10 protein-coding genes, 1 tRNA gene and 1 pseudogene are annotated in these 11108 nt (G+C 71.0%); 9 read left to right on the top strand and 3 right to left on the bottom strand.

Translation table 11 applies throughout. The features are described from left to right. On the top strand, positions 1-562 hold a 562-nt coding region (locus I5E_RS25570), incomplete at its 5' end, for a DUF6716 putative glycosyltransferase (protein ID WP_031262704.1). On the opposite strand, the gene I5E_RS13395 is transcribed toward I5E_RS25570, so the two are convergent. After that, a complete protein-coding gene (locus I5E_RS13395; protein ID WP_022907438.1) occupies positions 506-766 on the bottom strand; it encodes a thioredoxin family protein in 261 nt (86 codons plus the stop codon). The two genes, I5E_RS25570 and I5E_RS13395, sit on opposite strands and share 57 nt — an antisense overlap. Before the next feature lie 96 nt (positions 767-862). After that, complete coding sequence (locus tag I5E_RS13390; protein ID WP_022907437.1) at positions 863-1153, bottom strand: hypothetical protein; 291 nt, start codon at positions 1151-1153, stop codon at positions 863-865. Between I5E_RS13390 and I5E_RS13385 the strand changes: the two genes are divergently transcribed. From I5E_RS13385 to I5E_RS13365, 5 genes are all read left to right on the top strand, one after another. Further along, positions 1143-1661, top strand: a complete 519-nt coding sequence (locus tag I5E_RS13385; RefSeq protein ID WP_187290510.1) for a MarR family winged helix-turn-helix transcriptional regulator — start codon at positions 1143-1145, stop codon at positions 1659-1661. The genes I5E_RS13390 and I5E_RS13385 overlap by 11 nt on opposite strands. Further along, positions 1658-2899 carry an MFS transporter gene (locus tag I5E_RS13380; protein WP_022907435.1) on the top strand — a complete coding sequence of 414 codons (1242 nt, stop codon included), beginning with the start codon at positions 1658-1660 and terminating at the stop codon, positions 2897-2899. Before I5E_RS13385 ends, I5E_RS13380 begins: the two co-directional genes overlap by 4 nt. Before the next feature lie 865 nt (positions 2900-3764). Continuing rightward, on the top strand, positions 3765-4391 hold the full coding sequence (orn, locus tag I5E_RS13375) for an oligoribonuclease (protein WP_022907434.1): 627 nt from the start codon (positions 3765-3767) through the stop codon (positions 4389-4391). A gap of 111 nt (positions 4392-4502) precedes the next feature. Further along, positions 4503-4578 (top strand) — tRNA-His (locus I5E_RS13370). A 265-nt stretch (positions 4579-4843) separates the two neighbouring features. Continuing rightward, on the top strand, positions 4844-5188 hold the full coding sequence (locus I5E_RS13365) for a metallopeptidase family protein (protein WP_022907433.1): 345 nt from the start codon (positions 4844-4846) through the stop codon (positions 5186-5188). Positions 5189-5463: 275 nt separating this feature from the next. On the opposite strand, the gene I5E_RS13360 is transcribed toward I5E_RS13365, so the two are convergent. Continuing rightward, entirely contained in the window at positions 5464-6984 is a 1521-nt protein-coding gene (locus I5E_RS13360) for a SulP family inorganic anion transporter (RefSeq protein WP_022907432.1), read from the bottom strand. An 870-nt stretch (positions 6985-7854) separates the two neighbouring features. On the opposite strand from I5E_RS13360, the pseudogene I5E_RS23710 reads away from it, so the two are divergent. The 3 genes and pseudogenes from I5E_RS23710 to I5E_RS26490 all read left to right on the top strand — a co-directional run. Beyond that, positions 7855-8022: pseudogene (locus I5E_RS23710) on the top strand (carbohydrate ABC transporter permease); the annotation flags it as partial. Between the two features lie 100 nt (positions 8023-8122). Beyond that, positions 8123-9457: an ABC transporter substrate-binding protein gene (locus I5E_RS13350; protein ID WP_022907430.1), complete on the top strand. Its 1335-nt coding sequence runs from the start codon at positions 8123-8125 to the stop codon at positions 9455-9457. A gap of 71 nt (positions 9458-9528) precedes the next feature. Continuing rightward, positions 9529-11108 (top strand): glycoside hydrolase family 35 protein (locus I5E_RS26490; RefSeq protein ID WP_022907429.1); only part of this gene is annotated, 1580 nt, incomplete at its 3' end.

The following is an 11108-nucleotide window of genomic DNA, read 5'->3' as shown; positions in this document are numbered from 1 at the left end:
CCGGGCCATCCCCGCCCTCACCCTGACCGACTTCGGCATCGGCCGGCACCTCATCAACGAGGTGTTCGTGGGCAGCGGCCTCGAGGGCGACGCGATCGACCTCGTGGACGGCCGGTTCGGGACGGTCCGGCCCGCGTGGATGCACGACAACCACTTCCACCCGGAGTCCGAGAACGACTGGGCGGAGCGGGCCGAGCGGCTCATGGCGTCACGCGACGCCGGGGTGCTGCGCGATCGGCCGGCCGCGCGCCGGAGCCGGGGCGGTGTGCTCCGCCGGGCCTGGGAGCGCAAGAACGCCCTCGGGTCGGACGATCGCAGTGTGCTCGGAGCCGTCGCCCTGGCGATCGGGGCGCCGGTGCGGGCGCTGAAGCGGGTGCTGCGGCAGGGACGCCGACTGCTGCGTCCGGCGGAGCCGCCGGTGCTGCTCGCGCCGACGAGCCAGCGCGGGGAGGCGCCGGATCGACTCGGAGACCGGCCGCCCGGAGCTGCGTCGCGCGTGGGCGGGTCAGATCGCCTTGGCGATCGCGAGGAGCAGCTGGTCCCGGGTCGGGACGCCGGGTGAACGGAAGACCTCGGCTCCGTCGTCCCGCCGCACGATGATCGTGGGGGTCGACCGGATGCCGAGGTCCTCTGCCTGGTCGGGGTGGTTCGCCACGTCCCGCTCCGTGACGTGCAGCCCGGGGACGAGCTCGGACGCCTCGGCCGACACCCGGCGGGCGGCGGCGCACGGGGCGCAGAACGAGGAGGTCCAGAGGTCGAGCTGCATGGAGTCCTGCAACGCGGGCGGGCGGGGTTCTACTCCCGCCGCGTGGAGCGGGGTGCCGCGGTGCGCGATGTCCGCCGCGCGCCGCGGCGCCGTCGGTTACTCGCGGTCGAACTCGCCGCTGCGGTCCCCGCGGTCGGCGAGGTCGTCGACCGGGTCGGACTCGCCCGGCACGTACTCGAACTCGGCCGAGGTCTGGTCGAGCACCTGGCGCGACTTCGTCATGCGGTAGGTGAACGCGGTCTGGAGGCCCTCGACGTCGGCGAACACCGTGACCTCGTCGTCCAGCGCGTCGTTCGTGGCCGTGCGGGTGTCGGTCGTGCCGTCGAAGGGTCCGCCGTGGAAGATCGCGGTGTACTCGTCGCCTTCGTGGATGGTGATGTCGCTCATGCATCCCTTCTACCAGGGGCCGCCTGTTGACGACTTCATAGCTTCGCTATATAGTTTTGCTATGGAATCACCGCGCGAGCAGACGATCGAGACGCTCCTCGTCTCCGTCAACCGCCTGATCCGCACCGCAGCGCAGGCGACGGGGAACACCACCTCCTCCGCCGTCTGGCGCACGCTCGGCATCCTCGAGACCGACCAGCCGCTCCGCCTCGGCGAGCTCGCGGCCGCCTCCCGCGTCGCGCAGCCGACGATGACGAGGCTCGTCGCCGGCATGCTCGCCGACGGCCTCGTGACCCGCACCGTCGACCCGGACGACTCGCGCGGGCAGCTCATCGAGCTCACCGAGGCCGGCCACGAACGGCTGGTGTCCTGGCGGGTCACCCTCACCCGGACGGTCGGCCCGCTCTTCGCCGACCTGACCGAGGACGAGTGGGACACCCTGCACGACGCCGTCGAGATCATCGCCTCCCGCACCTCCACCGCCACCAGAACGGAGACCCACGCGTGAACGCCCACGCACCCGCCGGACAGTCCGGCAGCATCCTCAAGCAGTCGTCAGCGGTCTGGGCGATCGCCTTCGCCTGCGTCGTCGCCTTCATGGGCATCGGGCTCGTCGACCCGATCCTCCCCGCGATCGCCTCGTCGCTGCGGGCCACCGCCGCCCAGACCGAGCTGCTCTTCACGAGCTACCTCGCCGTCACCGGTGTCGCGATGTTCTTCACCAGCTGGGTCTCAAGCCGCATCGGTGCGAAGAACACCCTGCTCATCGGCCTCGCGCTCATCGTGCTGTTCTCGGTGCTCGCGGCGACGTCGAACAGCGTGTGGACGATCATCGACTTCCGCGCCGGATGGGGCCTCGGGAACGCGCTCTTCATCTCCACCGCCCTCGCGACGATCGTCGGTGCGGCCTCGGGCGGCACCGCGTCCGCGATCATCCTGTACGAGGCGGCACTCGGCCTCGGCATCGCGGTCGGCCCGCTCGTCGGCGGCCTGCTCGGCTCGGTGAGCTGGCGCGGCCCGTTCTTCGGCGTCACCACTCTCATGGCGATCGCGTTCATCGCCATCGTCACGCTCCTGAAGTCCTCGGGCCTCGAGAAGCCCACCCCGACGAAGCTCTCCGCACCGTTCCGCGCGCTCGGTCGTCCGGCACTCGCCGCCCTCGCCGTCACCGCGCTCTTCTACAACATCGGCTTCTTCGTCCTGCTGGCGTACACGCCCTTCCCGCTCGGCTTCGGCGCGCTCGGCATCGGCTTCACGTTCTTCGGCTGGGGCGTGGGCCTCGCGATCACCTCGGTCTGGGTCGCCCCGATGCTCACCGCCCGACTCCGCCGCACCACCGTGCTGAAGATCGCGCTCCCGCTGCTCGCGCTCGACCTGTTCGCCGCCGCCGTGGTCGTGCACTCGCAGGTCGGCCTGGTCATCTCGGTCATCGTCGGCGGTCTCGTGCTCGGTGTCCTCAACACCGTCCTCACCGAGTGCGTCATGGAGGCCACCGACCTCCCCCGCTCCGTCGCGTCGAGCGCCTACTCGGCCGTGCGCTTCATCGGCGGCGCGATCGCCCCGCCCGTGGCCACGCTGCTCGCCGACCGCTTCGCCCCGTCCGCCGCGTACGTCTTCGCGGGGCTGTCCGTCGCCGTCGCGTTCGTCGTGGTCGTGTGCACCACGCGCGTGCTGCGCCGGGTGGACGACGGCGCCGAGCCGGAGCGCGTCGAGGCCGAGGCCATCGGCGCCGGCGAGATGGCCTAGCCCGGGGCCCGCTCGTCCCCTTCCGCCCGCTCGCTCCTCCGCCGCGCGAGCGGGCGAAACACGTCCCGCTCACGCCCCGCACCCACCACATTCCGCCCGCTCGCGCTTCCCTCGCGCGAACGGGCGAAACACGTCCCGCTCGCGGTCGACACCCGCCTGGTTCCGCCCGCTCGCGCCACCGCCGCGCGAGCGGGCGAAACACGTCCCGCTCACGCCCCGCACACACCACATTCCGCCCGCTCGCGCCACCGCCGCGCGAGCGGGCGAAACACGTCCCGCTCGCGGTCGACACCCGCCTAGTTCCGCCCGCTCGCGATCTCCGGATGCGAGCGGGCGGAAGTCGTCGTGGCGACCGCGAGCACGTGACCGGATTCGCCCGTTCGCTAGCTGCGCCCGCCCGGAGAGTGACCATCTGGAGGCGCGACACGGTCCCGAGGGGCCGGCCCGCGCCTCCAGGAAGTCGCCCTCAACCCGCCGGAGGGCGCGATCGGGCGGAACACGTCTCGGTCGGAACCTTCTACCGACGTTCTTCGCCCGCTCGCGCGGAGCACGCAGCGAGCGGGCGGAACCCGTTCCGCGCCCGCCGAGAGCGCCGCACAATCCGCCCGCTCAGCGCTCCTCGCCCGCCCGCTCGGGCAGCCCACCCGGCGAGCGGGCGGGAAACGTCCCGGTCGCGCCGCGAGCGTTGCAGACATCGCCCGCTCGCGAGCGCGCCAGCCAGCACGCGATCGCCCGCGCGCGCCACCGAGCACCCGAGCGAGCACCCCAGCACCCCGGCACCCCAGCACCCGAGCGACCCCCGAGCGCCAGCCCGTACTCCCACCCGGCATCGGGCCCCGCGCCGCCGCGGAATAGGATCGACACCATGGCAACTGCGAACGACCGCCTCGTCTGGATCGACTGCGAGATGACGGGCCTCGACCTCGAGGTCGACGAACTCGTCGAGGTGGCCGTCGTCGTCACCGACTTCGACCTCGTCCCCGTGCACCCCGGCTTCGACATCGTGATCAAGCCTGACCAGTCGGCGCTCGACAACATGAACGAGTTCGTCACGAACATGCACACCACCTCGGGGCTGCTCGAGGAGATCCCGAACGGTGTGAGCCTCGCGGACGCCGAGTACCAGGTGCTCGAGTACATCCTCGAGCACGTCCCCGCCGAGGGTTCCGCTCCCCTCGCGGGCAACACGATCGGCACCGACCGCTCGTTCCTGTCGAAGTACATGCCCCGCGTCGACGGCCACCTGCACTACCGCAGCGTCGACGTCTCGAGCATCAAGGAGCTCTGCCGCCGCTGGTTCCCGCGCGTGTACTTCAACGCCCCCGAGAAGCACGGCGGGCACCGGGCGCTCGCGGACATCCTCGAGTCCATCCGCGAGCTCGAGTACTACCGCCGCGCCGGCTTCGTCGCCGAGCCCGGCCCCTCCTCGGAGGACGTCAAGGCGGTCGCGAACGAGGTCGTCACCAAGTGGGAGCCGCGGCTCGCGCAGTAGGACACGCCGCCTCCGGCGCGTCCAGGAGGCGCGGCTCGCCCCACGTGGTCCGACCCGCCTCCGGCATGTACTACTATTGAGTGGTCGCGCCGGTCGCCCGGTGTGCACATGGTGGATATAGCTCAGTTGGTAGAGCGCCTGGTTGTGGTCTAGGAGGTCGCGGGTTCGAGACCCGTTATTCACCCCAGTCGAGGGAGAGTCCTGTTGCGTCTGACGCAACCGGGGCTCTCCCTCAGTGTTTGTCTGGGTGCCTCCGGCGCCGTGCGGCTTCGCCGCGCGGTCGGGCGGCGTGCCGATCGGCTTCGCCGCGGGCGGGCAGCACGGCCCGGGTGCGGGCGGGCACGGCCCGGGTGCGGGCGGGCACGGCGCCACCCGGCCTGGCCGCGGGCGGTCAGCGCGCTGGACGGCCTCGCCGCGGACGGCCAGCACACCGTGAGACGATCGGCGGCGTGATGGAGATGTCCGCCGATGCCTTCGAGCAGCTCGTGACCGACGAGCTCGACCTGCTCCCCGACGAGATGGTCGACGGCCTCGACAACGTGGTGTTCGTCGTCGAGGACGAACCGGAGAACGGCGAAGAGCTCTTCGGCGTGTACGACGGCGTCGCGGCGACCGAGCGCGGCCAGTACGGCTTCGGCGAGCTGCCCGACCGGATCGTGGTGTTCCGGAAGCAGCACCTCGCCGAGTGCGACACGCTCGAGGAACTCAAGGACGAGGTGCACACCACGCTCGTGCACGAGATCGGGCACTTCTACGGCATCGACGACGAGCGCCTGCACGAGCTCGGCTGGGCGTAGCCGCCGCTCCCGCGCCCGAGTCTCGGCCCCGCGGACATCTTCGCGGCGCGGCGGCCGCGAAACCGTCCGCCGAGCCGAGTCTCGGGGCGGCGCAGCCCGCCCCGCGCGGCACGACGGGCGCAGCCCACCCCGCGCGACACGACGGGCGGGTGCGGGCACCGTCACGGTTCGACGCGACGGTGCCCGCTGCGAGGTCGGGGAATCAGGTCCCGGCCTCACGGCTCCGCCCGTTCACTCGGTGCCCCGTCGGGGCCGGGCGGAGGTCGAGGTGGTCGTCAGTGACCGGATCCGAGGGTGCCGGCGAGGCGGCCGTGGAACGCCCGGCTGGCGTCGTTCATCCCGCGGATCTCGACGCGCTTGCCGTGCTGGTGGTACTTCGTCTCGATCGCGTCGAGGGCGGCGACGGTGGAGGCGTCCCACACGTGCGACCTCGTCATGTCGATCACCACGAGGTCCGGGTCGTCGGTGTAGTCGAACTGGGTGGTGAGGTCGTTCGAGGAGGCGAAGAAGAGCTCACCCTCGACCGCGTACAGGGCATGCTGCGCGCCGTCCGGCAGCGTCTCGATGCTCCGCGACACGTTCGTGAAGTGGGAGACGCGGCGGGCGAAGACGATCATCGCGGCGACGACGCCGATGATGACGCCGATCGCGAGGTTGTCGGTGGCGACCACGACCACGACGGTGAGCACCATGACGATGGTCTCGCCGACGGGCATCCGCTTCAGGGTGGCGGGCCTGATGCTGTGCCAGTCGAAGGTGCCGACCGAGACCATCACCATGACGGCGACGAGGGCGGCCATCGGGATGATCGCGACGACGTCGCCGAGACCGACCACCAGCACGAGCAGGAAGACTCCGGACAGGAACGTCGAGATGCGCGTGCGTGCACCGGAGGCCTTCACGTTGATCATGGTCTGCCCGATCATCGCGCACCCGCCCATGCCACCGAACAGTCCGGAGGCGATGTTCGCGACGCCCTGGCCGAGGGCCTCTCGGGTCTTCCGGGAGCCGGTGTCGGTGACCTCGTCGACGAGCTTCGCCGTCATCAGCGACTCGAGGAGTCCGACGAGGGCCATCGCGAGTGCGTACGGGGCGATGATCGTGAGCGTCTCGAGGGTCAGCGGCACGTTCGGGATGAACAGGGTCGGCAGGCTGTCGGGGAGCGTGCCCTCGTCCCCGACCGTCGGGATCGCGATCGACGCGAACACGGTCACCAGGGTCAGGACGACGATCGCGACGAGCGGCGCGGGGATCGCCGTGGTGAACCGGGGCAGCAGGACGATGATCGCGATGCCGGCGGCGGCGATCGGCCACACCAGCCACGAGACGCCGATGATGTTCGGCAGCTGCGCGGTGAAGATGAGGATGGCGAGCGCGTTGACGAAGCCGACCATCACCGACCGGGGCACGAACCGCATCAGCTTCGCCGCTCCCAGCCCGCCGAGGATCAGCTGGAAGACCCCGCCGAGCAGGACGGTGGCGATGAGGTAGTCGAGACCGTGCTCCTTGACGACCGGGGCGACGACGAGGGCGATCGCGCCGGTGGCGCCGGTGATCATCGCGGCTCGGCCACCGACGAACGAGATGACGACGGCCATCACGAACGCCGAGAACAGGCCGACACGGGGGTCGACGCCGGCGATGATCGAGAACGAGATCGCCTCGGGGATCAGGGCGAGGGCGACGACGAGGCCGGCGAAGACCTCGCGGAGCAGGACCTTCGGGTTCCGCAGGGCGGACAGGACGGTGGGACTGGGATGCGCCTGGACGGGCACGGACTGCGTGACGGTCGTCACGGTTCTCCTTCGGATGGTGGGGTGCGGGCGCTGCGCCCGCGAGAGCTGTTCGTGGGGCGCGTCATCGCGCACGGCCGGCGGCGTCGAGACATCCGGCACATCCCAACTCTTCCGTTGCGGAAGAGTTGGTATGGTTCGACTCTAACGCGACGGAAGGGTTGGTGCGCAAGACCGGGACTGCAGATCGCGCGGCGATACGTTCGCCAGGACACGACGACGGCACGGAGGCTCCTGGCCGTCGTCGACGCCCTCGACCGGACCGACGACGACGCCGAATGAGCACGCCTCCGTGGCGAGCTCGACGCGTACGTCCGCGACACCGAGCTGCGCCGCGCGAAGCTGGAACAGCAGCTCGGCATGGCCGACGAGTTCCTCGGGATCCTCCGCAGTCGGTAGCCGCGGGCCGACCGTCCGAGCGGTGACCGGCCAGGAGGCGCGACGTGCGTCCGCAGGGCGGGTCGCGCCTCCTGGCCGGTGCGCCCGCACGCGCCGCACGGCGGGGTCGCGCGCGCAGGCGCGACGACGCGTACGATCCCACGCAACGCACGAGCGGCGAGCGATCGGGGAACGCGATGCGACTCATCACCGGGACGACACTCGTCGTGACACTGGCGGCGGCAGCGCTGGTCGGTGTGGCGCCGCCGGCGACCGCGGTCGGCTCCGGGGCGATCACCGTGCAGCTCGCCTCGCCGGACGGCGCCCCGATCCGCCTGGCGGACGTGGAGCTCGCGGCGATCGGCGTCGACGTCGTCGTCGGGAACGCCACCACCGACGACGACGGCACCGCGACGTTCACGGGCATCCCCGCACCGGACACCGTCACGGTGACGACACGGCAGCTGCCGCCGCACGGAGCAGACACGTACGTACGTGTCTCTGAACCAGTGGAACGCGCAGGCCACCGGGTCCGGTGCCGAGCCGATCTACAACCTCGTCGTCACCGGATCGCTCCTCACGATCATCCCGATCGTGGTCGCGTTCCTCTTCCTCCAGCGCTTCTGGCAGTCCGGCCTCGCGGCCGGGTCCGTCAAGGCCTGACCCGTCAGGCCGGGAGGCGCGGGGCGACCCCGCCACGCGCCTGCCGGCCCGGCACACAGCAGCTCCACCCCCTCTCCACGAAGAAGTGAAAGGCACCTCCATGAACAAGCGTCTCCGGCGCGGCCTCAGCGCCGTCGCCATCGGCGTCACCGCAGCCGTCGCCCTCGCCGCCTGCGCCTCCGGCGGCTCCTCGTCCGGCGGTTCGTCCGACGACATCTCGAAGGCCCTCAAGGACGGCGGCACGCTGACCTACTGGTCCTGGACCCCGTCCGCCAAGGACCAGGTGGCCGCGTTCGAGAAGGCCTACCCCAAGGTGAAGGTCAAGCTCGTCAACGCCGGCACCGGTGCCGACCAGTACACGAAGCTGCAGAACACGATCAAGGCCGGCTCCGGTGCCCCGGACGTCGCCCAGGTCGAGTACTACGCGCTCCCGCAGTTCGCGCTGTCCGACTCGCTCCTCGACCTGTCGTCGTACGGGTTCGGCGACCTGAAGGACAAGTTCGCGGCCAGCACGTGGAGCTCCGTCGACATGGACGGCAAGATCTACGGTCTGCCCCAGGACTCGGGCCCCATGGCGCTGTTCTACAACAAGGCCGTGTTCGACAAGTACGGCATCTCCGTGCCGAAGACGTGGGACGAGTACGTCGCCGCGGCGAAGAAGCTGCACACCGCCGACCCGGACGCGTACATCGCGGCCGACTCCGGCGACGCGGGCTTCACCACGAGCATGATCGCCCAGGCCGGCGGCACGCCCTTCACCACGAAGGGCGACAAGGTCACGATCAACCTCGAGGACGCCGGCACGAAGAAGTGGACCAAGACCTGGGACCAGCTCGTCGAGCAGGGGCTGCTGTCGAAGACCGTCGGCTGGAGCGACGACTGGTACAAGCAGCTCGGCAACGGCCAGATCGCCACGCTGATCACCGGTGCCTGGATGCCGGGCAACCTCGAGGCGAGCGTCGCGGACGCGAGCGGTGACTGGCGCGTCGCGCCGATGCCGACCTACGACGGCGGCACGGCCCAGACCGCGAACAACGGCGGCAGCGCCGAGGCGGTCATGAGGCAGTCGAAGAACCCGGCGCTCGCGGCGGGCTTCCTGAAGTGGCTGAACTCCTCGAAGGAGTCGACCGGCGTCTTCATGAAGTCCGGCGGCTTCCCGTCCACCACGGCGGACCTCGAGTCCTCGGCGTTCCTCGACGAGAAGCCCGAGTACTTCGGCGGCCAGCAGATCAACAAGGTGCTCGTCGACGCGTCGAAGTCGTCGACCAACGACTTCACCTACCTGCCGTACCAGGTGTACGCGAACAGCGTCTACGCCGACACCGTCGGCCAGTCGTACGAGAACGGCACCTCGCTCGAGAGCGGGCTCGCCGCGTGGCAGAAGGCCCTCGCGAAGTACGGCGAGGACCAGGGCTTCACGGTCTCGTCCAAGTAGTCACCACACCAGTTCGACCCGGGGCCGTGCGGATCCTTCCGCACGGCCCCGTCTCCTGAGAGAGTTCCCCCATGCGCTTCGCCATCGGCGACACCGACTTCCTGCTCGACGGCGAGCCGCACCGGATCCTGTCCGGCGCGATCCACTACTTCCGCGTCCACCCCGACCTGTGGGCCGACCGGATCCGCAAGGCGAAGCTGATGGGGCTCAACACCATCGAGACCTACGTCGCCTGGAACGCGCACGCTCCGTCGCCCGGCGTCTTCGACCTCACCGGCGGGCTCGACCTCGGCCACTTCCTCGACCTCGTCGCCGCCGAGGGCATGCACGCCATCGTCCGCCCCGGCCCCTACATCTGCGCCGAGTGGACGAACGGCGGTCTGCCGTACTGGCTCTTCGCCGACGGCACCGTCGGGGTCCGCCGCGACGAGCCCGGCTTCCTCGCAGCCGTCGAGACCTACCTGCAGCAGCTCGCCCCCGTGCTCGTCCCGCGGCAGATCGACGCCGGCGGGCCCATCGTCCTCGTGCAGGTCGAGAACGAGTACGGCGCGTACGGCTCCGACCCGGTCTACCTGTCGAAGCTCGAGCAGATGCACCGCGCGATCGGCCTCACCGTGCCGTTCACGAGCGTCGACCAGCCGATGGGCACCATGCTCGAGGACGGGTCGCTGCCCTCGCTGCACAAGACCGGTTCGTTCGGCTCGCGGTCCGTCGCCCGGCTGGCACGCCTCCGCGAGGCCCAGCCCACCGGCCCCCTCATGTGCTCGGAGTTCTGGGACGGCTGGTTCGACAGCTGGGGCGAGCACCACCACACGACCTCGGCCGCCGACAGCGCCGCGGACCTCGACGACCTGCTCGCCGCCGGCGGCTCGGTGAACATCTACATGTTCCACGGCGGCACGAACTTCGGCTTCACGAACGGTGCGAACGACAAGGGTGTCTACCGCCCCATCGCGACGTCGTACGACTACGACGCCCCGCTCGACGAGGCCGGGCGTCCGACGGAGAAGTTCCACGCCTTCCGCTCGGTCATCGAGCGCTACGCGCCCGTGCCGCCGCTGCCCGACTCGATGCGTCCGGGTGGATCCGGACGGCTCGCGTCCGACCCGTCCGGCGGGTCCGTCGCGTCCGGCGGTTCCGTCGCGTCCGGTGGGTCCGACGCGTCGGTCCAGGAGGCGCGGCCCACCCCCGCCGCGGACGTCGCCGTCCGCCTCGACCGCGTCACGTCCCTGCGCGCCCTGCTCCCGGCGCTCACCGACTGGTCCTCGCACGACGTCCCGCCGACGTTCGACGCGCTCGGCGCCGCCTCGGGCTTCGTCGTGCACCGGACCGAGGTCGACCTGCCGGCCGGCGGCGTGCTCACCGTCGGCGAGGAGGTCCGCGACCGCGCCGTGGTCTCCGTCGACGGCACCGTCGTCGGCGTGCTCGAGCGGGAGCACCACGACCGCGCGATCGCGCTGCCGCCGGTCACCGGCACGCTCGAGCTCCTCGTCGAGGACCAGGGCCGCGTCGACTACGGCCCGCGCATCGGCGAGCCGAAGGGCCTGATCGGCGGGGTCGCCGTCGACGGTGTGCCGCTCGCCCGGTGGGACGCGTCGCCGCTCGCCCTCGACCCCTGCCCGAGTCGGCCGGACGATGCTCAGCGACGCAC

This window comes from Curtobacterium sp. B18 (assembly GCF_000333375.1).
Lineage (GTDB): Bacteria > Actinomycetota > Actinomycetes > Actinomycetales > Microbacteriaceae > Curtobacterium.
Note: the sequence above shows the minus strand (reverse complement) of the source record. Positions and strands in the feature narration are given on the sequence as shown.